The 24,980-nt window shown below is 68.1% G+C and carries 23 protein-coding genes; 15 read left to right on the top strand and 8 right to left on the bottom strand.

The genetic code is table 11. The features are described from left to right. Nucleotides 1-9: 9 nt before the first annotated feature. The gene (locus WKW80_RS08285) at nucleotides 10-1,272 is read left to right on the top strand and encodes a CaiB/BaiF CoA transferase family protein (RefSeq protein ID WP_340363080.1); all 1,263 of its coding nucleotides are present in this window, start codon (nucleotides 10-12) and stop codon (nucleotides 1,270-1,272) included. 69 nt (nucleotides 1,273-1,341) lie between these two features. Here the strand turns inward: WKW80_RS08285 and WKW80_RS08280 are convergent, their stop codons facing one another. Beyond that, a complete protein-coding gene (locus tag WKW80_RS08280) occupies nucleotides 1,342-3,024 on the bottom strand; it encodes a WS/DGAT/MGAT family O-acyltransferase (protein WP_340363079.1) in 1,683 nt (560 codons plus the stop codon). Between the two features lie 46 nt (nucleotides 3,025-3,070). Continuing rightward, nucleotides 3,071-3,886 carry a lipase family alpha/beta hydrolase gene (locus tag WKW80_RS08275; protein WP_340363078.1) on the bottom strand — a complete coding sequence of 272 codons (816 nt, stop codon included), beginning with the start codon at nucleotides 3,884-3,886 and terminating at the stop codon, nucleotides 3,071-3,073. Nucleotides 3,887-4,096: 210 nt separating this feature from the next. Between WKW80_RS08275 and WKW80_RS08270 the strand changes: the two genes are divergently transcribed. From WKW80_RS08270 to WKW80_RS08260, 3 genes are all read left to right on the top strand, one after another. Then, nucleotides 4,097-4,693 carry an RNA polymerase sigma factor gene (locus WKW80_RS08270; protein WP_340363077.1) on the top strand — a complete coding sequence of 199 codons (597 nt, stop codon included), beginning with the start codon at nucleotides 4,097-4,099 and terminating at the stop codon, nucleotides 4,691-4,693. Between the two features lie 236 nt (nucleotides 4,694-4,929). Beyond that, entirely contained in the window at nucleotides 4,930-5,547 is a 618-nt protein-coding gene (locus WKW80_RS08265) for an anti-sigma factor (RefSeq protein ID WP_340363076.1), read from the top strand. 5 nt (nucleotides 5,548-5,552) lie between these two features. Beyond that, nucleotides 5,553-6,395 carry a caspase family protein gene (locus WKW80_RS08260; RefSeq protein ID WP_340363075.1) on the top strand — a complete coding sequence of 281 codons (843 nt, stop codon included), beginning with the start codon at nucleotides 5,553-5,555 and terminating at the stop codon, nucleotides 6,393-6,395. A 1-nt stretch (nucleotide 6,396) separates the two neighbouring features. On the opposite strand, the gene WKW80_RS08255 is transcribed toward WKW80_RS08260, so the two are convergent. Next, nucleotides 6,397-7,356 carry an alpha/beta fold hydrolase gene (locus WKW80_RS08255; RefSeq protein ID WP_340363074.1) on the bottom strand — a complete coding sequence of 320 codons (960 nt, stop codon included), beginning with the start codon at nucleotides 7,354-7,356 and terminating at the stop codon, nucleotides 6,397-6,399. Nucleotides 7,357-7,496: 140 nt separating this feature from the next. Between WKW80_RS08255 and WKW80_RS08250 the strand changes: the two genes are divergently transcribed. The 11 genes from WKW80_RS08250 (at nucleotide 7,497) to tagF (ending at nucleotide 19,227) form a co-directional block, all read left to right on the top strand. After that, a complete protein-coding gene (locus WKW80_RS08250; RefSeq protein WP_340363073.1) occupies nucleotides 7,497-8,069 on the top strand; it encodes a hypothetical protein in 573 nt (190 codons plus the stop codon). A gap of 223 nt (nucleotides 8,070-8,292) precedes the next feature. Continuing rightward, nucleotides 8,293-8,865: a hypothetical protein gene (locus tag WKW80_RS08245; protein ID WP_340363072.1), complete on the top strand. Its 573-nt coding sequence runs from the start codon at nucleotides 8,293-8,295 to the stop codon at nucleotides 8,863-8,865. Between the two features lie 74 nt (nucleotides 8,866-8,939). Next, complete coding sequence (locus tag WKW80_RS08240; RefSeq protein WP_340363071.1) at nucleotides 8,940-9,290, top strand: hypothetical protein; 351 nt, start codon at nucleotides 8,940-8,942, stop codon at nucleotides 9,288-9,290. Nucleotides 9,291-9,319: 29 nt separating this feature from the next. Beyond that, a complete protein-coding gene (locus tag WKW80_RS08235; RefSeq protein WP_340363070.1) occupies nucleotides 9,320-10,906 on the top strand; it encodes a DUF4384 domain-containing protein in 1,587 nt (528 codons plus the stop codon). Further along, entirely contained in the window at nucleotides 10,890-11,324 is a 435-nt protein-coding gene (locus WKW80_RS08230; RefSeq protein ID WP_340363069.1) for a hypothetical protein, read from the top strand. The genes WKW80_RS08235 and WKW80_RS08230 overlap by 17 nt, the downstream gene beginning before the upstream one ends. A 32-nt stretch (nucleotides 11,325-11,356) precedes the next feature. Then, a complete protein-coding gene (locus WKW80_RS08225; protein WP_340363068.1) occupies nucleotides 11,357-12,085 on the top strand; it encodes a head GIN domain-containing protein in 729 nt (242 codons plus the stop codon). A 63-nt stretch (nucleotides 12,086-12,148) separates the two neighbouring features. Continuing rightward, nucleotides 12,149-12,805 carry an OmpA family protein gene (locus WKW80_RS08220; RefSeq protein WP_340363067.1) on the top strand — a complete coding sequence of 219 codons (657 nt, stop codon included), beginning with the start codon at nucleotides 12,149-12,151 and terminating at the stop codon, nucleotides 12,803-12,805. Between the two features lie 185 nt (nucleotides 12,806-12,990). Further along, complete coding sequence (tssJ, locus tag WKW80_RS08215; RefSeq protein ID WP_340363066.1) at nucleotides 12,991-14,193, top strand: type VI secretion system lipoprotein TssJ; 1,203 nt, start codon at nucleotides 12,991-12,993, stop codon at nucleotides 14,191-14,193. Continuing rightward, a complete protein-coding gene (gene icmH, locus WKW80_RS08210; RefSeq protein ID WP_340363065.1) occupies nucleotides 14,190-15,320 on the top strand; it encodes a type IVB secretion system protein IcmH/DotU in 1,131 nt (376 codons plus the stop codon). Before tssJ ends, icmH begins: the two co-directional genes overlap by 4 nt. Further along, nucleotides 15,317-18,646, top strand: coding sequence for a type VI secretion system membrane subunit TssM (tssM, locus tag WKW80_RS08205; protein ID WP_340363064.1), 3,330 nt, complete (start codon nucleotides 15,317-15,319; stop codon nucleotides 18,644-18,646). Before icmH ends, tssM begins: the two co-directional genes overlap by 4 nt. Continuing rightward, a complete protein-coding gene (gene tagF / locus WKW80_RS08200; protein WP_340363063.1) occupies nucleotides 18,640-19,227 on the top strand; it encodes a type VI secretion system-associated protein TagF in 588 nt (195 codons plus the stop codon). Before tssM ends, tagF begins: the two co-directional genes overlap by 7 nt. Here tagF and WKW80_RS08195 read toward each other — a convergent pair. The 5 genes from WKW80_RS08195 to WKW80_RS08175 form a co-directional block, all read right to left on the bottom strand. After that, on the bottom strand, nucleotides 19,191-19,931 hold the full coding sequence (locus WKW80_RS08195) for a PP2C family protein-serine/threonine phosphatase (RefSeq protein ID WP_340363062.1): 741 nt from the start codon (nucleotides 19,929-19,931) through the stop codon (nucleotides 19,191-19,193). The genes tagF and WKW80_RS08195 overlap by 37 nt on opposite strands. After that, nucleotides 19,913-21,274, bottom strand: a complete 1,362-nt coding sequence (gene tagH / locus WKW80_RS08190) for a type VI secretion system-associated FHA domain protein TagH (RefSeq protein WP_340363061.1) — start codon at nucleotides 21,272-21,274, stop codon at nucleotides 19,913-19,915. Before tagH ends, WKW80_RS08195 begins: the two co-directional genes overlap by 19 nt. Before the next feature lie 13 nt (nucleotides 21,275-21,287). Continuing rightward, nucleotides 21,288-22,832, bottom strand: a complete 1,545-nt coding sequence (locus WKW80_RS08185) for a serine/threonine-protein kinase (RefSeq protein ID WP_340363060.1) — start codon at nucleotides 22,830-22,832, stop codon at nucleotides 21,288-21,290. A gap of 14 nt (nucleotides 22,833-22,846) precedes the next feature. Beyond that, nucleotides 22,847-23,719, bottom strand: a complete 873-nt coding sequence (locus WKW80_RS08180) for a Tll0287-like domain-containing protein (RefSeq protein WP_340363059.1) — start codon at nucleotides 23,717-23,719, stop codon at nucleotides 22,847-22,849. 199 nt (nucleotides 23,720-23,918) lie between these two features. Then, nucleotides 23,919-24,920 (bottom strand): FecR family protein, encoded by a 1,002-nt coding sequence (locus tag WKW80_RS08175; protein ID WP_340363058.1) that lies wholly within the window; start codon nucleotides 24,918-24,920, stop codon nucleotides 23,919-23,921. Between the last annotated feature and the right edge of the window lie 60 nt (nucleotides 24,921-24,980).

Here is a 24,980-nt window from a genome sequence, read left to right as displayed (position 1 = left end):
GGCCACTCCATGTCCAAGCCATCTTCCTCCCTCCCACTTTCCGGCCTGCGCGTGCTCGCCGTCGAGCAATACGGCGCCGGACCGTTCGGCACCTCCTACATGGCCGACCTGGGCGCCGAGATCATCAAGATCGAGAACCACAAGGACGGCGGCGATGTCGGCCGCCACGTCGGCCCGCATTTCTTCGGCGAGGAAGACAGCCACTTCTTCCAGACCTTCAACCGCAACAAGCGCAGCATCACGCTCGACCTCAAGCATCCCGAAGGCATGGCGGCTTTCCGCAAGCTCGCGGGCGGCGCCGACGCGGTGCTCGACAACCTGCGCGGCGACCTGCCGGTGAAGCTCGGTCTCACCTACGCGGCGCTCAAGGACGTGAACCCGGCCATCGTCTGCACGCACTTGTCGGCGTATGGCCGCGAAGGCTCGCGCAGGGCCTGGCCGGGCTACGACTACCTCATGCAGGCCGAGGCCGGGCACCTCACGCTGACCGGCGAGCCGGAAGGCCCGCCCACGCGCTACGGCCTGTCGATCGTCGATCTCATGACCGGCCTGGTGGCGGCCTTTGCGCTGCTGGCCGGCGTGACGCGCGCGCGGCAGACGGGCGTAGGGCTGGACATGGACACGTCGCTGTTCGACGTGGCCCTGCACAACCTCAACTACCCCGGCACCTGGTTCCTCAATGCGGGCGTGGTCACGGGTCGCACCGCGCGCAGCGGGCATCCGAGCCTGGTGCCGAGCCAGCTCTACCGCACGCAGGACGGCTGGATCTTCATCATGTGCAACAAGGAAAAGTTCTGGCCGATCCTGGCGCGCGAACTCGGGCACCCCGAATGGGCGACCGACCCGCAACTTGCCACCTTCGCCGTCAGGCTCGCGAACCGTGATCGAGTGACGCGCCTGCTGGACGACGCCCTGATGCAGGCGCCGACGGCCCACTGGATCGAGCGACTGTCCGGCAAGGTGCCGGTGTCGCCCGTGTTCGACGTCGCGCAGGCGCTGGAGAACCCGTTCGTCCACGAGCGCGACGGCGTGGTCGACTATGACTACGAAGACGGTCGCGCCGCACGCATGATCGCCAATCCGATCCGCGTTCCGGGCGTCACGTTGCCGCACCGCGCCGCGCCATGCATGGGCCAGGACAATGACGCGCTGCTGCGCGAAGCGGGGTTCGATGACACGGCGATTGCCAAGCTGCGCGACCTCGGGGTGATTGCCGAAACGCGCGAAGAACATGCCCTTGCCGAAGACGTCGGCCACGCGGCTGGCCCCTGAGCCGCAAGCTTTAAACCCGCAAGCAAAACGGCGCCCTGAAGCGGGCGCCGTTTGTCCTTGAGATGAGGCTTATTCGGCCGCAGCGGTCTTGCGCGCGCTCTTCTTCACCGGTGCCTTGCTGCTTGCCGCTGCCTTCGCGCTGGCCGGTGCCTTCTTGCTGGCAGCCACTGCCGCGGCCTTCTCCTTCGCGGGCGCCTTGCGTGCCGGCGTCTTCTTCGCCGGTGCGTCGATCACGGCGACCTCTTTCTTCGTCGCTTCAGGCGCGGGCGGCGGCGGTGCGGCGGTCTTCCTGGCCGCGGCCTTGCCGGCAGCGCCGGCCGACGTGGCATCGCCCGGCAGCGTCTTCGTGAGTTCCAGCAACAGGCGGTGCTCGGCCAGCATGTAGTCGCCCAGGTCCGTGAGGTCGGGCAGTACGCGGCGGCAGGCGATCAGGCCGTAGTCCATGCGGCCGTTGTAGCTCTGCACGGTGATGTTGAGCGCCATGCCATGGCTCGCGATCGACACCGGGTAGTAGCAGGTGACGTAGGCGCCGGCAAAGTACATCGGGAACGGCGCGCCCGCCACGTTCGAGATGGCCACGTTGGCCATGGGCGGCAGCACGTTCACCAGGCCGGAGCGGCCGTACATCGATGCCATGCCCGACATCAGCCACGGCGCCGCGAACATCGGGAAGTCGTCGATCATCACCGACTTGAAGCGGTTCATCACGCCCTTCGAGGCGGTCGACGAGACATTGATGGCCCGCAGCCGTTCGATCGGGTCGACGATGTCGGTCGCCAGGCTCACCAGGATCATGCTGGCCTGGTTGTTCTGGGTATCGTCGCCGGCTTCGCGCGTGCTCACCGGCACACCGGCCACCAGCGACTTGTCGGGCAGCTCGTTGGTTTCCTTGAAGAAGTTGCGCAAGGCGCCGGACACCGTCGCCATCACGACGTCATTGAGCGACACGCCGAAGTGCTTGCCGATTTCCTTGGTCTCGGAGAGCGGAATGGTGCGGCCGGCAAAGGTGCGCTGGTTGGTGATGGCAACGTTCAGTACCGTGCGCGGCGCGAACAGGTTGAATTTCTTCGGCGCCGACTTGGCGTCCTTGCCTTCCGCGCTTTCCACCGGCTTGGCCAGCCCCGCGACGGCCTTGGCCAGTGCCGGCGCCATCTTGTACAGCTTGATGTATTGCTGCACCGTGTTGCGCATCGCCGCGCTCGCGAGTTCGGCCATGCCGAGCTGGTACTTGTTGCCGCGCGACTTCACGCGTGGCGGCTTGATCACGCGGCCGGTCGGCGCGGTGTCGAAGATCGCCTTGCCGACCTCGACGCCGGCCTGCCCGTCGATGCCCGCATGGTGGACCTTCGTGTAGAGGGCAACCTGCCCGCTCTTCAGGCCGTCGATGATGTAGAACTCCCACAGCGGGCGGCTGCGATCGAGCAGCGCCGAGTGCAGTCGCGCCACGACCTGCTGCAATTGCCGGTTGCTGCCGGGGCTGGGCAGCGTGACGTGGCGGAAATGGTGGTCGATGTCGAGATCGTCCTCCTCCACCCAGACCGGGTTCGACAGGTCGAACGGCATCAGCGCCAGCTTGCGCGTGAACACATCGGCCAGATGGATGCGGGCGAGCATGTTGGCCTTGGCGTCTTCGAAGAAGTCGCCCTTGTAGCCCTCGGGCAAGTCGAGCACGTTGAGCGAACCGACATGCATCGGCATCTCGGGCGTCTCGAGGTGCAGGAAGGTTGAGTCGAGTCCGCTCAAATGCTTCATGGGTTGTCTCCTCTTCTCGTCATCATTGAAATGTGGCGTCCGCCGGTCAGTCTCGACGGTCCGGACTGCCGGCAGGATACAGGGCGCGCTCGATGCCGGTGGGCTTGAAGTGTGACCATCCGTCTTCGGTCTGCGCCAGGCGATTGCCGATGGCATAGAGCGCCAGCGGGTGCACGCCGAGCCCCGAATGCGAGGCGCCGACGATCTCGATATTGTCTGTGAGCGGACCCTTCTTCTCGATGCTGCAGCCCCAGCCGACGATGCCGTCGGTGCGCGTGAAGATCGCGGTCATCGGTACGCCGGGCGGCGGGCCGTCGCCGCGTTCGCCGCGGTCGACATCATTGCGGCCGCTGACGAACTTGTAGAGGCCCGACGCGTTGCTGCTGGTGTCCGGGTTGCCATACAGCGGGCTGCCGAGCGAGATGACCTGGCGCACCTTGTCAGGCGATTCACGCGCCAGCTCGCGCGCATAAACGCCACCCAGGCTCCACCCGATGACGCTGACCTTGCGGCCGGTGCGCGCGTGGAAGTCGTCGAAGGTCTGGCGCAAATTCGAGAGCACGCCCCTGCGCGGGCCGAGGTTGCGGCCCTGCCTCCAGCCGCTGGTTTCGTAGCCGCGCGACCTGAGAAAGCGGCGCAGCGGAATGGTGGTGGCGTCGTCGGCCAGCAGTCCCGGAAGCACCAGCACCGGATGCCCGTCGCCGCGCGGCACGCGTGACATGAGCCAGGGCATGGCCAGCGGCAATGCCGACAGCTCCCAGAGCGCCCGCCCTTCGAGCAGCAGCAGCAGCCTGGAGGGCCGGCTCTCGTCGGGCGTGTTCGTGAAGATGCCCTTGAAGGGCAGGACGTCATTGAGCTTCAAAAGATACTCCCCGTCGGATATATGGGCGGCAAGCCGCATTCTGAGAGCATGCGCTCAAAAGTGGAGCACTGCCCGGTCGCCGCCGCGACTAGGGTTTACCGCAGGCAAGGAGGGCGATGCGGTGGATGGGGCGCCCCGGCCATTGCGCCCCGGTATGAATCGGACAGAAACGCTATATTTCGTCACCGTCACTGCACAGTTCCCGCCCGCATGGACAACGACGAGGTCAAACAGCTGCTCGTACGCATCGGCCGCGAAGACCAGGCGGCGTTTCGCCAGCTGTACAAGGCGTTCAGCCGCAAGGTGTTTGCCTACGTGCTCAACATGCTGAACGATCATGCGCGGGCCGAGGAAGTCGTGGTGGACACGCTTTACGAGGTCTGGCGCCATCCCCAGCGCTTTCGCGGCGATTCGCAATTTTCCACGTGGCTCATCGGGATCGCGCGCCGGAAGGCCCTGATGGTCTACCGTGCACGCCGGCCCGACGAGGTGCATGGCGACCTCGACGACATCGCCGAGACGACTGCCTCGGACACCCCTGACGCCTACGCGGAACTCGCGGACAAGCAACGGCGCGAAGGCGTGCAGCACTGCATGGGCAAGCTGTCGGACGAGCATCGCGAATGCCTGCACCTGGTGTTCTACGAGGGCATGAGCCTGGCGGAAGTGGCAGAGGTGCAAAACTGCCCCGAGGGCACCGTCAAGACGCGGCTGTTCCACGCCCGCCAGAAGATCAAGAATTGCCTGCAATCGCTGCTGCGCAGCGAAGGTAGTAGTCCAAACGTCAAGGGCGCGCTCGCATCCTGAACTTGCAGCCGAATTGACAAGCGCGCAGAAAAATAATTTGAACCATTCGCGGATCCCGCGCAACCCAGCGGCGACACGGGCATGCCCCGTGCAGGTTGATCGGGGTCCCATGGACATCGATTGAGTCAGTTACGGGCTCGCAGGAGCCAAAGAATTCTGGTGATCACCATGGTCGAGAACTTTTCATCGCAGCCGCACCCCAAGCGTGCGACCCTTGCCGCGGGAGCGCACACATCATGAAAGAACGATTCGAAGAACTTCTTCCCTGGTATGCCAACGGCTCGCTGGGCGCCGAAGACCGCGCCTGGGTCGACGCCTACCTGAAACAGAATCCCGAGGCCCAGGGCGAACTGGACTGGTATCGCTCGCTACAGGCGCGCGTCCAGGAAAACGCGCCGGCCGTGCCGGCAACGATCGGCCTGGCCCGCGCCATGCGCCTGATCCAGGGCGACCGTCCGACCCTGGTCGAGCGCATCGGCGCCTTCTTCGGCAACTTCGGCATGCGCCCGAGCTATGCGATGGCCGCGCTGGCGGTCGTGGCGGTGCAAGGCGGCGTGATCGTGAGCCTGCTCGGCGATGTGCGCGACAACGACGCCGAAATCCGCGCACTGCACGCGGTTCGCGTCGAAGAGGGCCCGATGCTGAAGATCAGCTTCGCGCCGGACGCGAAGGAGACCGACATCCGGATGCTGGTGGTCCAGGTTCAGGGCGAGTTGGCGGGCGGCCCCGGCCAGCTCGGCGACTACTACCTGCGGGTGCCGGCCGGCAGCGAAGCCACCGCGCTCGCCCGCGTGCAGGCCGCGCCGATCGTCCAGGCCGCCTCGCTGGCACCCGGCGTCCCGCCGCGGGAGTAGCCACCATGACCACGCTGTTGACCCGCCGTATGCTGCTGCGCTGCGCATTGGGCGCTGCAGCGCTGCCTTTCGGACCCGCCATGGGCGCCCCCGCCAATGCCAATGCCAGCGACGCCGCGTCGCGCATCGCCCTGGTGATCGGCAACGGCGCGTATCGCGCTGCACCACTGAAGAATCCGCCCGGCGACGCCACCGCCGTCGCCGCGTCGCTGCGCAACCTTGGCTATGACGTGACCCTGCGCCAGAACACGCGGTTGACGGAATTGATCGAGTCGCTGCGCGAGTTTTCGATGCGCGCGTCGAAGGCGTCGGTTCGCATGCTGTTCTATGCGGGCCACGGCGTTCAGGTGAAGGGTCGCAACTACCTGGTGCCCATCGACGCCGACCCGAAGTCGGAAGAGGACATCCAGCGGCAAAGCGCGGACGTCGGCGAGTTCGTCGACCGGCTCAGCGCCATTCGCACCGGCACCAACATCGTGGTGCTCGACGCCTGCCGCGTGAACCCGTTCGCCGGCGGTGTCATCGTCGGTCCTGATGGACGGCGCCTGAAATTCCGCGGCGCGACGCCGGGCGGCCTGGCGACGCTGGACGCGCCCGTGGGCACGCTGGTGGCTTTCTCCACCGCACCGAACGGCGTGGCGCTCGACGGCGCGAACAGCGAGCACAGCGTCTACGCGCGCCACCTGCTGGCCAACCTGCCGACACCGGGGCTGCAGATCGAGCAGCTTTTCAAGCGGGTGCGCATCGGCGTGGCCGAAGACACCGGCCGCGCGCAGGTGCCCTGGGAATCGTCGAGCCTGACCGCCGACTTCTGCTTCAAGCCGGACGACAAGGGGCGCTGCGGGTAGGTCATGCGTGGTCGTCCAGGAAGCGCTCGAGGTCGCGCGAAAAGCGCAGCGGCTCGCTGACATGCGGCGAATGGCCGGCATGCGGGTAGATCGAGACCTGCGCGTGCTTCACCGTGTCGCGATACCAGGCATCGAGCGGCAGGCCCGCATAGTGCGGGCTGCGCGCCCCGAGCACGACGAGCAACGGGGCGTCGAGGCGCGCCAGCGAAGCGCGGAAGTCCGCCAGCGCCATCGATTCGGCGAGGTCGAGCAGCGGCTGGACATCGATGCGTCCCAAACGCCGGCGCAGCAACCGCCCGAGCGGTGCCTCCGCACTCAGCTGGCGCCTTAACCAGCTGCCGCCGAGTGCGCCGACCTCGTTCAACAGCGTCTCGGCCAGATCCCGGCGCGCGCCCGCGATCAGCCCCGACAGCATCGCCGCGCTGCAGCCGCCAAACAACCCGAGACGCCAGCTGTCGTCCGTCACGATGCGCGGGGACTGGTCGACCAGCGTGACCGCCGCGACGCGCTGCGTGCCATAAAGATGCAAATACTGCATCAGTGTCAGCGCGCCCATGGAGTGGCCGACCAGTACCGAGCGCTGCAGCCCGAAGTGGTCCAGCATCTCGGCCAGGTCGGTTGCCAGTCGCGCCAGCGTGATGCTGCCGTGCACCGGGCGGCAACTGCCATGGCCGCGTGCGTCCCAGGCGAGCACGCAGTGGCGCCGCGCCAGCCGTCGCGCCACCGGCATCCAGTCGCGATGCGAGCACCCGACCCCGTGCACCAGCACCAGCGGCGACCCGTCGCCGAGCACGTACACGGGAACGACCTGGCCATCGCTGGCGGTGAAGCTGTCGTATTCGCCGGCACCCGGCGCGCCGAGGCTCACCAGTCCGAAATTGCGCAGCGCGCTCCAGGCGCCGCGCAAACCCGTCAGGCGGGATGGGTGCGGAGGCGGGTCAGGCGGAACGCTGTCGGGCATCGCGGGCGATCCTACGCCGGCAAGTCATCCGCCCGAAATTTGTTTGAACCGATTCCGGACGGGCCGCAACCCATGAGCGGGAAGGCAAGCAGTTCCGCAAGCCCCACCGCAATCCCTGTCACCATCCTCTGGAGTTCATCATGCAAATCGTTCGCAAAGCTTCCATCCTCGTGGCCCTCGGTTTCGCCTTCAGCGGCGCAATGGCGGGCGAAATCTCTGGCTCGACCGTGCTGTCGACCAACTCGACGAACGGCGCGTCGGGCTTCCTGTCCAGCGCGAAACAGAACGTCGGCGTGGCCGAGCAAAACGGCAAGATCACCAACAGCACGGTGATCTCCAACGGCGCAAACAACAGCGCCTCCGGCTTCCTGTCGTCGGCCAACCAGAGCGTCGGTCGCGCCACGCAAAACGGCAAGATCACCAACAGCACGGTCATCGGCACGAACCTGAACAACTCGGCGTCGGGCTTCCTCAGCAGCGCCAACCAGGAAGTGGGCTTCGCCAAGGGCAACGGCACCGTGCAGAACTCGACGGTGATCGCCAACGGCGCCACGAACCGCGCCTCCGGCTTCCTGTCCTCGGCCAACCAGCAGATCGGTGGCGCGCAAGGCAACGGCAAGCTGACCAACTCGACCGTCATCGCCACCGGCACGGGCAACTCGGCGAGCGGCTTCCTGTCCAGCGCGGACCAAACCGTCGGCGTCGCCAAGTAAGCCTGCGCCGGTCGCTCCGGCCCCCTCGACCACCTGCCCGCCCGCGCATCCGCGCCGGCGGGCTTTTTTCCTTGATGGTGGTCGCAACGGGGCACGGATTCCTGCGCAGCAGCTGCAATGCCTTTGAACCGATTCCGCAGCAGGCGCAACCCATGAGCGGGAAGGCAAGCAGTTCCGCAAGCCCCACCTTCAACCCCCTCTTCATCACTCCCTGGAGATCATCATGCAAATCGTTCGCAAAGCTTCCATCCTCGTGGCCCTCGGTTTCGCCTTCAGTGGCGCGATGGCCGGTGAAATCGCTGGCTCCACGGTGCTGTCCACCGGCGCCAGCAACACCTCGTCGGGCTTCCTGTCCACCGCGCGCCAGAACATCGGCGTGGCCGAGCAAAACGGCAAGATCACCAACAGCACGGTCATCGCCAACGGTGCCACCAACTCCGCCTCCGGCTTCCTGTCGACGGCCAACCAGAGCATCGGTCGCGCCACCCAGAACGGCACGATCACCAACAGCACGATCATCGGCACGAACCTGAACAACACGGCGTCGGGCTTCCTCAGCACGGCCAACCAGGAAGTGGGCTTCGCCAAGGGCAACGGCAAGATCGAGAACTCGACGGTGATCGCCAACGGCGCCACCAACCGCGCCTCCGGCTTCCTGTCCACGGCCAACCAGCAGATCGGCGGCGCGCAAGGCAACGGCAAGCTGACCAACTCGACCGTCATCGCCACCAACTCGGTCAACACCGCCTCCGGCTTCCTGTCCACCGCGGAACAAAGCATCGGCGTCGCCAAGTAAGCCAGCTTCCCCGCTTTCGTCCCTTCCCCGCCGGCGCCACCCACGCCGGCGGCCCTTTCCCCAGGAGATCCGACATGAACGCCAACTTCGCACGCAGCACCCGCATCGTCCTCGTCGCAGTCACGCTGGGCGCCTGCGCCAGTGCATTCGCAGGGCAGGAACTGCTGGGTGTCGACTCGCACTTCCGCGCGAAGATCGCCAAGGAAAAGATCCGCGCGTCCGCGCAGGAGCGCAGGACCGAGGAGCAGGAGAAGAAGCTGGGCCTGAGCCAGGACCAGGGCTTTGGCCAGAACCAGAACAGCAGCTGCGGCAGCCAGAACATCGGCAACGTCGACACGGGCGGGCGCATCGGAGCCCAGCCGCGCGAGGTATTTGTATTCGCGCCAAATGCGATCAATATCGTCGGCCGCGGTGGTTGCAACTGATCCCCAACCCTCTGATAAACGGAGCTGTCATGAACCCGCCCCTTTTCGTGCGCGTCCTCGCCCTTGCCGCTGTCGCGACACTCGCAGGCTGCCAGACGCTCGAGGTCAAGAAGCCCACGGTCGAGCAGACCGCCGAGATTCGCAAGGGCCCCGAGGATCGGCCCCAGCGCTCGATCACTGGCTTCTCGCATGCGCTGCGTTGCATGGACACGCTGCTGCTGGACTACGGCGTTCGTGACGTGACCATGCTGACCGAGGAAATCACCGACGAAACCAAGAAGCTGAACGCCGGAACGCGCGACATGCTGATCTCGTCGGTGTCCGACATGTCGCGCCGCAGCCGCGCGGTACGGCTGGTCGCGTTCGGCAAGGACACCCTCAACGTGGTGACGTTCCTCGCGTCGGCGCAGACCACGGCGGCCTACCAGGCGATCCCGCTGTACGACATCAAGGGCTCCGTGTCGCAGTTCGACGAGAACCTGATCAAGAACCAGAAGGACATGGGCTTCGGAATTTTTCCCTACCTCAACCTCGGCATTGCAAAGGACGCAGCCTCCAGCATGCTGGCGCTCGACCTGAGCGTCATGACGACCAGCGACATGGGCGTGCTGCCGGGTGTCACCTCGCGCAATTCGGTGGTGATCCTGAAGCAGGGCAGCGGCTTCGACGGCGATGCCGCGTATCACAAGTTCGGCATCAACTACAGCATGAACCTGGCGCGCTCCGAAGGCCAGTCGCAGGCATTGCGCGGGCTGGTCGAACTGGCGGCGGTCGAGCTCATCGGCAAGCTGACCAAGACACCCTACTGGACCTGCCTGGGCGTTTCAGACCCCAAGGCGAACGAAGAAACCAAGCTCGAGATGTTCGACTGGTACCACGCGATGGCCTCGACGCGCATCGAGCTGATCGCCTACTTCCAGAACCAGCTGCGTCGCCGCGGCTTCTACGACGGCCCGATCGACGGGGAGTTCAATCCCGCCATCGACGAGGCGATCTCCAACTATCGCGCTGCGCTCGGCCTCAGCCGCGAAGCCTTGCTCAACGAGGATTTCTTCTACGCCTTCCTGGCCGCCGACCACACGAAGATCCAGCGACCCGCACAACCGGCCCACTACGTGGCGCCTGCAGCGGTTGCCGGAGCGCCGGGAGCGCCAGGATCGCCTGGGGCACCCGCCCCCGCTGCACCGGCTGCGCCGCTGAAGCTGTCGGTGTCGGCACCGAAGCAGCAAACCCGGTTTGCCCGCGGGGAGGCGATCAACCTCTCCCTGCAACCGTCGCAGGACGCGCATGTCTACTGCTACCTGCAGGATGAGGACGCCAAGGTCATACGCTTCTTCCCCAACCGGTTCGCCCGCGACTCACGCATCGCCGCGGCCAAGCCGCTCACGCTGCCCGGCGCGATGCGCTTCCAGCTCTCGATGAATACGAAGGGCGTGCCCGAGACCATCGTCTGCTTCGCCACGACACGCGACGTGATGGCCTCACTGCCACAAGCGATGGTCGGCACCGACTTCGAACCCTTGCCCGGCGCCACGCTCGAAATGGTCAGCGCCGCCTTCGACAAAGCCAGCGGCGGCACGCTCGCCAAGGAGAACTTCCGTGTACAAGCCAAGTGACTTCATCGATGGTCGGAAACAGCACGGCGGCCTGCTGGCCGCGATGACCGGGGTTGCCGTGGTCGCCGCGGCCGGCGTGATGCTGCAATGGCATCCCGGCGCGAGCGCAGGTATCGCAGCCACCCGAGGCGACGACCTCGTCGTGACCCAGGTTCCGCCCGCGCCGCTCCCGCCGCCGCCTGCCCCGCAGGCACCGACCCGCAAGGCATCCGGCACCTATCAGCTCCGCTGCTGGCAGTACGGGCGCCTGCTGTTCGAGGAGGGGCCGGTCACCCTGGGCTCCGATGTACGGCAGGGTGCGAAGCTGGTGGCGTTCGACCGCCATGGTGGGGCCTTGTTGGTCACCGCCGATCTTGGCGGGACCACCTGCCTCGCGCGCCCCTCGGCGCCGGCGCCCAGCCTCGCGCTGCCGCGCTGAGGCCCGCGCCCGCCGCAACCAGGAGCCGCACCATGCGCTGGTTTACCCACGCGATCCCGACACCGCGGCCGCTCCGGGCCCTGGTTGCTGGCTGTGCCGCGGTTCTTGCCGCGAGCCTTTCCGGGCCGGCGCAGGCGGCCACCGAAACCCGCAGCGTCGCCGACTTCGACGAGGTCGTGTTCGCCGTCGCCGGAGAAGTCAGCATCGAACAGGGTCCACGCGAGTCGCTGACCCTGGATGCCGAGCCCGCGGTGTTGCGAAAAATCACGACAGAGGTCCGCGACCGGCGCCTGCTGATCGGCCTTTCGCCCGGCCGGACCGAGACCAAGCAGCCGATCCGGATGAAGATCGGCGTCCGGACGCTGCGCGCCTTCGAGTCGCGCACCGCCGGTGAAATCAGCATCGGACCGCTGCGCAGCGACGCGCTTGCGCTGGTGCTGGCGGGCGGCGGCTCGATCCGCGTCGATCGCCTGGACAACGCGGCCAGCCTCAAGGTGCGGATCACCGGCGCCGGGGAAATCGCTGTCGGCGGTGGCAAGGTGACGGCGCAGCAACTGGCCATCACCGGCACCGGCACCTATTTCGCACCCAGGCTCGCCAGCGAGCGCGCCGAAGTCGCCATCGATGGCAGCGGCGAAGTGCAACTCGCCGCCAGCAGCACGCTGGCGGTACGCATCGACGGTATCGGCAACGTGCGCTACCACGGCAACCCGGCCGTCACGCGTTCCATTCACGGCATCGGATCGATCGAGAAAGATTGAACCGGCGAGGCGGCGCGCGCAACCCATGGGCATCGACGAATCCACCGCCCAAGGAGCTCCGAAATGATCCGCTACCTCAGCACCCTCGCCCTCGCCCTCGCCGCCGCCGCCGCCCTGATCGCCATTCCGGCGAAGGCCGAGAAGGTGGTCGTCTATCGCGAAGGCCAGCTCGTGCTCCCGCAGGACGTGGCGGATGTGCTCGGCAACACCCGTTCGATCCGCCTGCTCGACGATGCGCCCAAGGCTTCGGCCCCCGCCCCGGCGCCGGCGAAGCCCATCGTGGTGGCGGCGGCCTCCAAGGCGAGCACGTCGGCGCGACCATCCGCCCCTGTGCACGCCGCCCCCGCCCCACGCGTCGTGCGTGATGACCCGAGTTCCGAGGCCCCCTCGGCGCTGTCCCTCCCGGTGCAGTTCGGCTTCGACTCCGCCGAGATACTTCCGGCCGCACGGACCCAGCTCGACGCACTCGCGGCAGGCATCAAGCTGCTGTCGCCGGAAAGCATTGTCACGATCGAAGGCCACACCGACGCCTCGGGCAGCGCGGCCTACAACCTGGAATTGTCGCGTGTCCGTGCACGCGCCGTGCGCGACTACCTGGTGCAGCGCCACGGCATCGACGCCGCACGGCTGAAGACTGTCGGATACGGCAAGGACCGGCCGATCGAAGACTCCGACCCGCACGCCGCCATCAACCGTCGCGTGCAGTTCCGCGGCTCCTGAACCGCGCCCGGCAGACTCCGCAGCGGTGCCAGGGCGGGGTCGCGGCGGCCTCGCACTCCCCTTGTGCCGCCGCAGCGCTCCACCGAGAATGGGATGCGAGCGCCAGTGGAGTCCGCCACACTGTCTGGTCACTGGATCTCTCTCTCTCCGCGCCGGTCCGCAGCACACACTCTTCCCGCCGCACCATGAGTCGCCGTCGCCTGCTCGCCTGCCTTGGCCTCAGCCTCTTGCCAATGTCGTGGAACGCGGTCTGCCAGGCGCAACCCAAGGTCAAGGTCGACGCCCCCGGACAACGCCGCGTCGCACTCGTGATCGGCAACGGGCGCTACCCTGAAATGCCCCTGAACAATCCCGAGCATGACGCTCGACTGGTCGCTCAGACATTGCGCACCCTCGACTTCGAGGTGGGCGAATACCTCAACCTCAACGCCCGTGACTTCAAGCGCGTGCTGCGGGAATTCGCGCGCCGCATGGACGACGACCAGGTCGCCTCGGTCTTCTACTACGCCGGCCACGGCGTGCAGATCGGCGGACGCAACTTCCTGCTGCCGGTCGACATCGCGCTGCGCGATGAGGCCGAAGTGCGCGACGAGGCCATCGACATGCAGGAAGCGCTGCTCTCGCATGTCGAGCGGGTGCGTCCACGCGCCCGCATCTTCATCATCGACGCCTGCCGCAACGACCCCTTCGCGACGCGCGGCCGAGGTTCGCGCAACGCCAACGGCCTGGCCGAGATGGCGGCGCCGGGGGCCCTCATTGCTTTCTCCGCAGCGCCCGGCCGCGTCGCCGAGGACGGCCCGGTCGGCGGCAACAGCGTCTACACGCGCCACCTCGCGGCCGAGCTGCGCACCCCTGGCGTGGATGTCGAGGACATGATGAAGGCGGTACGCATCAAGGTGCTGCGCGACACCGAGGAGCGCCAGATCCCCTGGGTCAATACGTCGATGGTGGTGAATTTCATGTTCAACCCCGGTCCGGCGCCGGCATTGGCCGGGCCCAAGCGAAACCTGCAGTTGCTGGTGCAGGCGCAGCGCAGCCTGAATACCGATGCGCGCAATGCCTCGGCATCGTTGGCGCTGCGCATCTATGTGCTGCGCGATGCCAGCGGATTCGAGAAGGCGACCTTCGACAGCCTCTACGACGATGACGAGGCGACCCTCGGGTCGAACGTTCTGGTGCGCGAGAACCTGTTCCTGCGCCCCGGAGAAGCGCGCGAGCTGGCCCTGGAGATCGGCGGCGACGCGCGTGCCGTCGCGGTGTTCGGCGCGTTCAGGGAACTCGAGCGCTCCCAGTGGCGCGCCATCCTGCCGCTGCCGGCCGGAACGCTGGCGCCGCGTGCGCGCGTCGACGCGCAGGCGCGCCAATTGCAACTGGGGTGGGCCAAGTGAGCGGACCCGGCGCCGCGCTCGCGTCGCCGGCTGTCGGCGGATCGGAAAGCGTCGACGAGCCGCCCGCCGTGCGCGCGCTGCGCGCCGAGGCCCTCCCCCTCGTCGCATTGATTTCACGCTTGCGCGATGCGACGCCCGTCGACGTGGCCGAGCTGCGTCGCTCGCTGTCCGCGGCGGTGGCCGAATTCGAAGCCGAGGCGCGCGTCGCGGGCGTCGCCGAGGGCAGCGTGGCGGCCGCGAGCTACGTGCTCTGTGCCTGGGGCGACGAGCAGTTCGCCGCGGCGCCGTGGGGCGCTGGCGGCGCCGGATTGCTGCAGCGTTTTCACGGCGAAGCCAACGGCGGCGACAAGCTGTTGCGCCTGCTGTCGCGGCTCGCCGAAAAGCCGCGCGAACACCGCGCGCTGCTCGAACTCTTCCACGCCTGCCTGAGCCTCGGGTTGCGCGCGGGCATGGCCCCCGGCAACCGCGACCACGAAACCCTGCGCGCACGCGTGCAACTGGCGCTGCAACAGGTGGCGCCGGTGCCGACGCTGGTGCCTTCATGGCACTGTGCCGCGGCGGCCGCCAGTCCACCGCGGGCGCCGCGCATTGCGTTGCCGGCGGTCCTGCTGCTCGGCGTGCTGGCCCTGGCCATCTACAGCGCCAGCCAGCTTCAGCTGGCGGCGCGTGTGGACGGCGTGCTGGCGTCGTTGCAGCAACTCGTGCCCGCACCAAGCGTTTCCGCGCAGGCCGTCGCAAGCACGGCGGCGCCGGCGCCGCCGCGGCTGGCCTCGAACCTGCGCGACGACATCGAAGCGGGTCGCCTGTCCGTGCGCGACGAGGCGCTGCGCAGCGTGGTCGTGGTCGGTGCCGATGCACTCGGCAACGCCGCCGGCCCCTTGACGCGCCTCGGCGCAGCGCTGAAGAAGCTGCCGGGAAAGGTGCTCGTAGTCGGCTACACCGATGGCAGCGATCCCCCGACGGCGCGTACGCCATCGGCCTGGCATCAGGCGATGGAATGGGCGCGGGGCGCCGCCGACGTCTTGCGACCCCAGCTCGGCGATGCGCGCCTCGCTGTCGAGGCCCGTGTCGATGCCTCGGGCAGCGCGCCACTCCGGCGCGTCGAGATCGTCCTGTTCCCGGAATGAAGGCGTCGAACCGCTTCGTGCAAGGCGCCGTGAACTTCGGCGCGACAGGCGTCTTGCTGTGGTTCGCGGCACCGCTGCTCACCTTCGGCACTTGGCATCCCTTCGACGACATCCGCGCCCGCCTCGCCTTGCTGGCGCTGGCCGCGCTGTTGCTGGCTGGCCTGCAGGGGCTGCATGTCTGGCTGAGCCGGCGACGCAACGAGCGTCTGCTGAAGGGCCTCGAACAAGGCGATGCGGGCCAGGAACTGAGCCAGCGCTTCCGGGAGGCGCTGGCCATGCTGCGACAGGGCGTCGAGGCCAAGGGTGCCCGCCACTGGTGGCAGAGCCGGCGACAGGTGCAGCAACTGCCCTGGTACCTCATCATCGGCGCGCCCGGCGGCGGCAAGACCACCGCGATATGGCATTCGGGCCTGCGCTTTCCGCTTGCCGAGAAGCTCGGGCGCGACCCGCTCGCGGGCATCGGCGGCACACGCCAGTGCGATTGGTGGTTCAGCCAGGACGCCGTATTCATCGACACGGCAGGACGCTATCTGACGCAGGACAGCGACGCTGCGGCCGACGCCCGGGAATGGCAGCAATTCCTCGCGCTGCTGCGCCGGCACCGGCCGGTGCAGCCGATCAACGGCGTGATCGTCAGCGTCAGCGTGCCCGACCTGCTGCATGGCGGCGCGGAACTCGCGCGCCAGTCGGCAGCGGTCGCGGCACGCCTGGACGAACTGCGCCGCGTGCTCGATCTCGCCTTCCCCATCTACCTGCTGGTGACCAAGGCTGACCTGCTCGCCGGTTTCGTCGAAACCTTCGGCGATCTCGACGCCGCGCAACGCGAGCAGTTCTGGGGCCTGGTGTTCGACGCCGATGTCGCCGGCGTGCCGGCCGATCTCAGGGCGCGCCTGGACGACCTGGCGCAGCGCCTGGCACAGCGCGGTCCCGAGTCGCTCCAGCGAGAACGCATGCTGCCTCGCCGCCTGCAGATCTACGCATTCGCGGCACAGTTCGAAGCCCTGCTCGCGCCGCTCGAAGGGTTCGTGCGCGAGGCGTTCGCCGGCATTGCCGTCGAACCGGCGCAGCGCTTGCGCTCCATTGCGCTGACGAGCGGTACGCAGGAGGGCAATCCGATCGACCGGGTGATCGGCGAACTCGCCCGCAGCCATGGCTTGGCGCTGAAGGCGCTGGCGCGGCCCGATGCCCGCGGCAAGTCGTACTTCCTGAGCGCACTGCTGAAGGGCCTGGTGATCGCGGAAGCGCCGCTGGCGGGCCTGCGATTGCAGCGGCTGCGCTTGCGTCGGCGCGTCGTCATGGTCGGCGCAGGCATTGCGGCGGTCGCGCTGCTCGCCGTCTCCGCGCTGTGGTGGCAGAGCTATCGGCGCAACCTCGACTATGTCGACACCGTGCGCACGCGCCTCGAGCAATTGACCGAGCGCATCGGTCCGCTGGAATCGGCAAGTCTCGAACAGGTGTTGCCGCTCTACGCGCTGCTCGAGCGCCTGGCCGCGAACGACGGGGTCGATCCGGATGAGCCGCCCGCCGGCTTCGGCTTCGGCCTGTTCCAGGGGCCGCGCCTGGCGCGTTCGGCAGAGCAGGCGTATCGCGAGATGCTCGATCGAAGCCTGGCGCCGCTGCTCATCGAACGGTTGCGCCGCGACCTGCGCGGGGCCGAGGACAGCGCGACTCGCTACGAGGCGCTGCGCGCCGCATTGATGCTCTCCAATCCGGCGCGCCTGGTCCGCCCGGAGTTGCGGGGCTGGGTCGAGCAGGCGCTGGTGCCAGCGAGCGGCGCCGGCGAACGCGCCGAATGGACGCGCCACGTCGAGACCCTGATCGAGCGCAGCGGCCTGCCCGAGGCGATGCGCCCCGACGAGGCCGGAGTGCGCGCGGCGCGCAGTGCCCTCGCGGCGCTGCCGCCGGCGCAACGCGTGCACGACCTGCTGCTGCAACGCGTTCCCGATCCCGACCCGCCGCAGGACTTGCCGACGCGCCTGGGCGCGACGGGCGCCCTCGTGTTCACGACGTCGAGCGCTGGCCCGATGCCGGCGCATTCCACTGCCGCCGACTGGCGTCGCAACATCTTGCCGGCGGTCGAGCCGACCTTCGACGCGCTTGCGAACGAGGCCGACTGGGTGCTCGGCGACGCCAGCAGCGATATGCGGCGACTGCAGAAGGACCGCGGCTGGCGCGACGACATCGCCGCGCAGGTCGGCAAGCGCCAGGCGCAGCGCGTGATTGCGGCCTGGTCGCGCCAACTCGATGCGCTCGCGTTGGCGCCCGTCGCCGATGCGGAGAGTGCCTCGCGCAGGGCAACGGAACTCACGGCGCCTGATTCGCCACTGCGCCGCCTCTTCACGCGCCTGGCGGACGAGTTCAGCGCACCGCTCCAGGGCGGCAGCGCCGCCGAGACCGGCTTCAATGGCGCCTTGCGGGCACGATTCGGCACCCTCGGCGACTATGCCGCCGGCGCCGGACCGCAGGCGCTCGACCGCCTTCACGCCCTGGCCGTCACCGGCAAGCGCGACGAGAGCGCGGCTGCCGAACTCGACGCGACACTGCGCGCAGAAGCCGCCCGCGCGCCGGCCGAACTGCGCAAGCTCTACGTCGACCTCGGCACGTTGATCCGCTCGCGCGGCGGCGCCAGGCCGGGATTCGACGCGGCGCTGGCCGAGCTGGCCCAGGCCTGCGGCGCACTGACACGCGAGCGCTTTCCGTTCGGCTCGACCGCTTCGCGCGACATGGCGCCGTCCGATTTCGCGCGCCTGTTCGGGCCGGGTGGCCTGTTCGACGACTTCCGGCGCAATCAGTTGGGCGAACGCGTCGACACGTCTAGCCGGCCGTGGAAGGCGCGCGGCGCGAGCGTCGATGCCGGTGTGCCGGCCGCCTTCGAGCGGGCGGCGGCGATCAGCACCCTGTTCTTTCCCCAGGGTGCGCCGTTGCCCGAACTCAGGCTGCGCCTCACGCCGCAGCGCATGGATGGCGCGCTGCTGCAGTTCAGCATCGACGTCGATGGCCAGTTGCTGCGCTTCGAAAACGGCCCGGCACGCGCCAAGGAGCTGGTCTGGCCGGGACCGGCCACGACGCAGAAAGTGCTGTTGCGCATCTTGCCGCCCGGGCCCGCCGGCGTCGGCGCCGAAGTCCATGAAGGTCCGTTCGCCTGGCTTCGGGTTCTGTTGCGCAACGACTGGAAGGGCGAGCGCGGCGCGCCGGCCCGGCTGACCTTTGTCGTCGACACGCGCACCCTCGACGTCGAGGCGAGCGCAGCAGCCGGCGCGCCCGACGCCGACATCTGGACGCTCCAGGAGCTGGCACGATTTCGTTGCCCGCCGGCATCATGGTGAAGACCCCGCCGCGTCGCGTCTGCTGGTACGGCAAATTGCCCGCGCGTGGAGACTTCGCCGGCCGCGGCCTGCCGCCACGCTGGCGCAGCGACTGGGACGGCTGGCTGCAGCGTGGCCTCGCCCTCGCCGCCGCGAGGCTGGACAGCACCGCACTGCGCGAACGCCTGGGCGCCTTCGCGCCGTGGCGCTATCTCGCGCTGCCTGCGCCCGGCGAGATCTGGTGCGGCGTCATCGTGGCGTCGCACGATCGTGTCGGCCGGGCTTTTCCACTGACGTTGGTGGAACGCCTTGATGCGCCGGCCTCGCCGGCTGAAATCGCTGCACGGCTCGCGCTCTTGCTCGACGCGGTCGCGGAGGGGCCCGATGCGCTCGAGGCCGCGATTGCCGCCTTGCCGCCGCGTGCGAATCAGGTTTTCGAACAACTTCCTGGCTGGCCGCCGGCGCCGGCCAGCCTCTGGTGGCCGCTCGCCGCTGCGCGCGGTGCCGTTGCACGGCCCGCGGCCTGGCCGCCGGAACCCGAGTTGCTGCTCGAACTGCTCGACGTTCAACCCTCCTCGCACCAGATCGCGAGCGCTGAATAGTTGTCCTGGTTGCTGCGATCGGCTTGCTGCACACCCGCCTCGAGGCGATCGAGCCAGGCTTCGACGCCGTTGCAGCCGATCACGCTGCGCGCCATCGCCGCATCGTCGAAGGCCGACCAGAGGCCGTCGCTGCACAGCAGCAGCGCATCGCCGCCAGCGAGCACCTGTGGCGTTTGCACGACCTCGAAATCGAAGCCTCCGGGCGAGCCGAGCGCCGAGGTCAGCTGCCCCGACGATACGGCGGTCGTACTCAGCCCGGCATCCCGCAAGCTCTGTTCGAGGCTCTGGTCGCGCGTGCGCCCCAGCAGCCGGGCCTCGTGCCACCGGTACAGGCGCGAGTCGCCGGCATGGGCCCAGAGCGCCGTGCCGCTGTGGAGGTCGAGCAGCAGCACCACGATGGTGGTGCGCATGTCGGACGTCGGCGTGCCGGCAACCTGTTGCGCGACGACGGCTTCGTTGGCCCCCTTGACCAGCCATTGCAGGGCATTCAGGCTGACCTCGGGCCGCAGCGCAAAGGCTTCCAGCACATGCGTCACGGCGGCGCGCGACGCCGTCTGCCCGCCACCATGCCCGCCGGCGCCGTCGCACAAGGCGGCGACAAGGGAATCGGCGCCTTCCCAATAGCCGAAGGCATCTTCATTGCACTCGCGCCGCCCCGTTTCCGACAGCGCAGCGAGCGAAACGCTCAATGCGCGCCCGGCCATGGCGGCGACTCCAGCGGCGAGGGATTGGTGTCATCGTCGTCGCGCGACTGGGCTTCGTAGGCGCGGAGGAATTCGCGTCCGAAGATGGCCTCGAAGTCGTCGTCCAGGTGCTCGAGCAACTGCGCGTGCTGCATGCAATGCCGCTGCCAGAGCGCCGCGGCGCGCAACGAGGGCAGGCGTCGCGACATGCCATGCGCGGGCCCTTCCATGCCTTCGGCAGCCTCGGGACTCAGCCTGGAGAAAAGCTCGAACACCGCGGCGCGCATGCCGGCCACCATCGCCACCTGGTGCACCAGCAAGTCGTGATGCGCGTCCCGCAACGCCGCCACCGGGTCGAGGAAGCCGGGGCTCGGGTCACGTTGCAGCATGCGGGTCAACGCTTCGGTCGCGTCCGGAGAGAACTTCAGGGGGTTGTTCTCGCGTGGCGCAATCACCGTGCGCTCGGCGCGCATGTGGCGTTTCGCGACCGCGCGGCTTTTCAACAGCGCGAGCGTGCCCTCGGCGGTTTCCCGCAGCAGCGCGCCGAGATGCTCCATCCACTCCGGCGTCATTGGCGCCACCCCGGCGCCAAGCCGGGCGCCGCGAGCGAAAGCCGCCGCAAGCTCCTGCAATTCCGGCGAACGGGATGCCGCGGGGGCCGGCGCAGGCGAAAGCGGCGTGGGCGCAGCGGTGGGCGGCCACGATGTCGACGCCGACGCGACGCCCTGCACATGCGGCGCGGGCGGCGGTGGCGTCGAGAGCGCACGCAGCATGGCCGGCGTGCCGGTACGCACCACATGCCGGCTCGTCTGCCAGGACACGACCGCGCTGGCCGACGGCGCCTCGGCCGGCGATGCAAGTGGCGACGCCGAGGGTGCGTGGGGTGACGGTGACGATGCAAGGGGCGGTAGTGACGGCACGGGAACCGACGGCGACGGCGCGGGAACCGACGGTGCCAGTGGCGGCAGCGGCGACGCGGCAGCGAGCGGGTCCTCCACGCTGTCCAGATCGAACCAGCGATCCAGACGCGCGCGCGGCGCGGCCGCGGCGGCAGCGGTCTCGACCGCGAGCTCGAACCCACCGAGGCGCAGCCGGTCGCCCACCGACAGGGGCAGTTCGCCCCCTGGGGCAACCTGTGTGCCGTTGACCCACAAGGGTGCGTTGCTGCTGACGCAGCGCACGCGTCCGCCTTCACCCACCGCGACCACCAGTGCGTGCTGGCGCGACACCATGCGCAACGGGTCGGCCAGCACCAGGCCGCAATCGACGGCGCGGCCGATCACGAGTCCCTTGGGCGGGAGCGGAAGCGCCGTCTCATCGGGTACTGTGGCGCCAGGGCGGCGCGTGACACGCAACGCGATCACGGCAGGCTCGATCTCAGCCGAAGGCACGCCACAAATCGGCCTGCACGCGGCGGGCATCGACGTTTGGCGTCAGTTGTTCGAGCACGTGGGCAACGAACTGCTCGCGCGTGGTTGACTTCGCGGCGCAGCGCTTGGCGACGATCCGTGCGATCGGTCCCATGGAGGACAGCAGCGCGGCAGCCGCCTTGTCGACATCGCCCTGGCGCATCGGCGCCCCGCCCGGCGCCCCGTTCGGCACTTCGCCCGCGACCTGCGAGGACTGGAAATCGGTGACCGCTTGCGCGGTCGCAGTGATGACGGTGCGGGTCCCACCGGCCTTCGCCAGGAAGTGTTCTCTCGCTTCGAAATCGACGATCGCACCGGCAACGGCATGCCGCACCTCCGCCGGCGAGGTCAACCCACGCGCAGCGCGGCGCACCAGCACGCGCGCCACCGCCCCGACATGCTCGGCCAGTTCGTGTTCGATCTCCGCCAGTGTGCCGACGTCCCATCCGGTCGGTGCAGGAACCGATGGCGGGCTGGTGCCGGCCAGCGACGTCGCGGCTGTCCGGGGGGTCGTGGGGGGAGCATGGGGAGTCGTCGCCGAGCCCGTGACCAGCGGCAAGGATGGAGAGGATGGCGGGGAGGATGGCGCGGGGACGGGCACGTCCCGCGCCTTCGGGGCAGCCCGCGTGACATCGGGGTCTTCGAGCACAGGCGCCAGCAGGATGTGGGCCGGGAGCACCTCCGGCAAGGTCTCCGTGGCAAGCGCGAGCAGCGCCGTGCGCATCGCCAGGGCGCTCGAATAGCGCTCTGCCGGATTCTTCGCGAGCGCCTTGTCCAGCACCGCATCGAAGGGCGCAAGCGCGGCGTCCTTGGCCTGCTCGCTCAGCGGCTTGTGCGCCTCGTAGACGATCTTGTACATGATCGCGTCGTCCGTGCCGACGAATGGCGTCGTCCCGCTCAGCATCCGGTAAAGCAGCACGCCTGCGGAGAAGACATCCACCCGGCGGTCGATGTCGCGGTCGGTGTACTGCTCGGGCGCGATGTAGCCGGGCGAGCCGATGATCGAAGTGGCGCGGGTCAGGTTCGACGATTCGGTTCGCGCGATACCGAAATCGGTGATCTTCAGACGCCCCTCATCGGTAATCAGGAGATTTGCCGGCTTGATGTCCCGGTGCACGATGCCGCGCTCGTGGGCGTAGTGCAGGCCGTCGAGCAATTGCTGCATCACGCACAGCACCTGCGGCACCTCCAGCTTGCGCGGCGGCTGTACATACTCGCGCAGGTTGCGCCCGGCAACGTACTCCATGACGATGTAGGCGCAGTCGCTGTCCTCTCCAAACTGATAGACCGACACGATGTTGCGGTGCGTCAGCCGCCCCGCCGCCTTGGCTTCCACGCGAAAGCGCGCCGCCACGCTCGTTTCGTCGCTCGACTCGAGCAGGCGGCGGTGAATCGTCTTGATGGCCACGGGACGGTCGATGACCGGATCGTGCGCCAGGTACACCATGCCCATCGCGCCCTGACCAATCACGCCGCGGATCGGGTACGGACCGACATGGGAGGGTACCGACATAAGGGTGGCGGACCTCAGGTATCTATCATTTTGATGGCCTGGTCGAGGCTGTTGCGCATGCGCGCGAACGACTTCGCCAGTGTCCCGATTTCGTCACGCCCGCCCGTCGCGAATTCCGGCACATCGGCTTCGCCCAGGCTGACGCGGTTGGCCACCTTCGCCAGCGCCGACACCGGTCGGATCACGAGCAGGTAGAGCATCAGGTTCAACACGATGCCGATGGCCACGAAGATGGCGACGAGCGAAGTCATGAAGACCCTGAAAGTCTGCTCGGCGCGCGCCAGCGGCACCGTCATGGGGACCGACACGACCTGCGCGCCGATCACTTCATTCATCTGCCAGCCGAAGCCGTTGGCCGGCCCGTACTTGTCGATCACCGTGCGCGGCGCCGCCTCGACCGTGCTGTGGCATGCCAGGCAGGCGGCATTTGTTATGCGCAACGGGCGCGCGATGTAGAGCGCCCGTCCGGTACCTGACTCGCGCTCGCCGATGAACTCCTTCTGGTCGGCCTGGGTGCGAAAGCGATTCACGATGTCGGCTTCCCAGTCGACCGCCCGATCGCGCGGGTTGGTCGGATTCAGGGTGGCTTCCTTGTAGGTGTAGTCGGGGAAGGTCTTGGACAGCGTCGCCAGCACTTCCGTGGCGGAATAGGCGGGTACGGTTTGCGGCAGGAAGGTGTACTTCATCTGCGTTTCAAGCAAGGGGCGGATCTGGTCGTTGGTGTAGGCGCGTACCGCGATCGCCTTTTCCATCGTGAGGCGCGCATGGTTGAGCACTTCCTGCTTGGCGTTGCTTTGCAGGAGGTCATGGGAAACCTTGCCTGCGCCGAGCACGCCGGCGACGAAGACAACCAGGAAGATCAGGTTGAACTTGAGTAGAAGGCGCATGAGATTCTCCAGTCCTGCATTTCAGTTTCCACCACGCTATCGCGTGACCCGCGGCGCATGAAACCGGCGCCGTCGGTCCCGGGGATACCGTGGAACCGGCTTTGCCGGGCCGTGTATCGCCCCTTCGAGGGAAGGCGCCGCAGGCGCTTCGGGGGTGTTTCATTTCACTCCGCTGAGTTGCGGTACGACGTGCAACGGTTCACTGAGATTTGTCCCGCCCGGCGTTGTTGGCCGCTGCTGCCGCTGCCGCCGCAGCGGCAGCAGCGGCCTTGGCCCGTGCCGCAGCAATTGCGGCTTCCCGCGCGCGGCGGCGTTCGGCCTCTTCGGCCATGCGGCGCGCATAGCCCTCGGGGTCGGCATACTGCTCCCATTCGGGGTGCTGCGCCAGGTCCGCCTTGGCCCCCGCGCGGAAGGCCGGATCGGCGACTGCACGCGCTTTCCACAGCGGCAGCAACGGAAGCCGCAGCGCCGGTTCGGTGCGCAGCCACGGACCCACATCGGCGTAGCTGATATCGCCGAGCGCCTTGGGTGCGACGTTGCGCTTGGCGAACTGTTCGCCGCGAGAGGGTAATCGGTCGCGAAACTGGCGCGGCACCTTATTCAGGAATTCGGGCGGGGCGCGCGACCCGACCGTCGGCGTGGCGCCTTCACGCCGTTGTGCGAAGTCGCCGGTGGCCAGTTGCGCATTCGCCTGGGTGCTATCGCGCAGCGTCAGCTTGGCAGTGCCGCTTTCGAGAAACACCTCGTACTGCATGCCCTTGGTGTAGATCACGGTGATGGCGGCTTGCGTCGCAACCTCGAAGGCGGGGCTTGCGTAGCCGAAGGCCCCGCTGGCGCTGGTCTTGAGCCAGCCTTCGAGCAGGTACAGCGGCGGTGCCGTCAGCCCCTTGCCCACGCGGGGCCGCAGCATCAGCCGCGTCGACTCGCCGATACCGACAAGAACGCCCCCCGGGAGTTCGATCTGGGCAAATGCGCCGGGCGCAGTCTCGATGATGTCCTGCTCGTTCAACTGCACGCCCTCGGCGAGCGTGTAGCGTGTGGTCTGGCGGATCAGCGTGGCAGCGCCATCGACGATGCCGACGATGCTGGTGGATTGCGCCCACGGCAATGTGGCGCCAGTGGATTGCGCGCAGGCCAATGACGACGCGAGCACGCTCGCGCCGCACAGCAGGGATCCGAACAAGATCTTGGTGAGCCGCAAGACGTTACTCCGTTGGCGTCGAACATCGTTGGTCTGGTTGTAAGCCAAATGACGAACGAT

The organism is Variovorax humicola (assembly GCF_037889915.1).
In the GTDB taxonomy this organism is placed as follows: Bacteria; Pseudomonadota; Gammaproteobacteria; order Burkholderiales; family Burkholderiaceae_C; genus Variovorax; species Variovorax humicola.
The sequence above is the reverse complement of the archived record's forward strand: the minus strand, read 5'-3'. Positions and strand labels throughout refer to the sequence as shown.

Excerpts from the sequence above, each read along its gene's own strand:
- WKW80_RS08245 (WP_340363072.1), top strand. The coding sequence starts at position 8,293 with ATGCAAATCGTTCGCAAAGCTTCCATCCTCGTGGCCCTCGGTTTCGCC.
- WKW80_RS08195 (WP_340363062.1), bottom strand. The coding sequence starts at position 19,931 with ATGGCCGGGCGCGCATTGAGCGTTTCGCTCGCTGCGCTGTCGGAAACG.
- WKW80_RS08235 (WP_340363070.1), top strand. The coding sequence starts at position 9,320 with ATGAACCCGCCCCTTTTCGTGCGCGTCCTCGCCCTTGCCGCTGTCGCG.
- WKW80_RS08260 (WP_340363075.1), top strand. The coding sequence starts at position 5,553 with ATGACCACGCTGTTGACCCGCCGTATGCTGCTGCGCTGCGCATTGGGC.
- tssM (WP_340363064.1), top strand. The coding sequence starts at position 15,317 with ATGAAGGCGTCGAACCGCTTCGTGCAAGGCGCCGTGAACTTCGGCGCG.
- WKW80_RS08240 (WP_340363071.1), top strand. The coding sequence starts at position 8,940 with ATGAACGCCAACTTCGCACGCAGCACCCGCATCGTCCTCGTCGCAGTC.
- WKW80_RS08255 (WP_340363074.1), bottom strand. The coding sequence starts at position 7,356 with ATGCCCGACAGCGTTCCGCCTGACCCGCCTCCGCACCCATCCCGCCTG.
- tssJ (WP_340363066.1), top strand. The coding sequence starts at position 12,991 with ATGAGTCGCCGTCGCCTGCTCGCCTGCCTTGGCCTCAGCCTCTTGCCA.
- WKW80_RS08185 (WP_340363060.1), bottom strand. The coding sequence starts at position 22,832 with ATGTCGGTACCCTCCCATGTCGGTCCGTACCCGATCCGCGGCGTGATT.
- WKW80_RS08270 (WP_340363077.1), top strand. The coding sequence starts at position 4,097 with ATGGACAACGACGAGGTCAAACAGCTGCTCGTACGCATCGGCCGCGAA.
- WKW80_RS08180 (WP_340363059.1), bottom strand. The coding sequence starts at position 23,719 with ATGCGCCTTCTACTCAAGTTCAACCTGATCTTCCTGGTTGTCTTCGTC.
- WKW80_RS08265 (WP_340363076.1), top strand. The coding sequence starts at position 4,930 with ATGAAAGAACGATTCGAAGAACTTCTTCCCTGGTATGCCAACGGCTCG.
- tagF (WP_340363063.1), top strand. The coding sequence starts at position 18,640 with ATGGTGAAGACCCCGCCGCGTCGCGTCTGCTGGTACGGCAAATTGCCC.
- WKW80_RS08285 (WP_340363080.1), top strand. The coding sequence starts at position 10 with ATGTCCAAGCCATCTTCCTCCCTCCCACTTTCCGGCCTGCGCGTGCTC.
- WKW80_RS08280 (WP_340363079.1), bottom strand. The coding sequence starts at position 3,024 with ATGAAGCATTTGAGCGGACTCGACTCAACCTTCCTGCACCTCGAGACG.
- WKW80_RS08250 (WP_340363073.1), top strand. The coding sequence starts at position 7,497 with ATGCAAATCGTTCGCAAAGCTTCCATCCTCGTGGCCCTCGGTTTCGCC.
- WKW80_RS08225 (WP_340363068.1), top strand. The coding sequence starts at position 11,357 with ATGCGCTGGTTTACCCACGCGATCCCGACACCGCGGCCGCTCCGGGCC.
- WKW80_RS08220 (WP_340363067.1), top strand. The coding sequence starts at position 12,149 with ATGATCCGCTACCTCAGCACCCTCGCCCTCGCCCTCGCCGCCGCCGCC.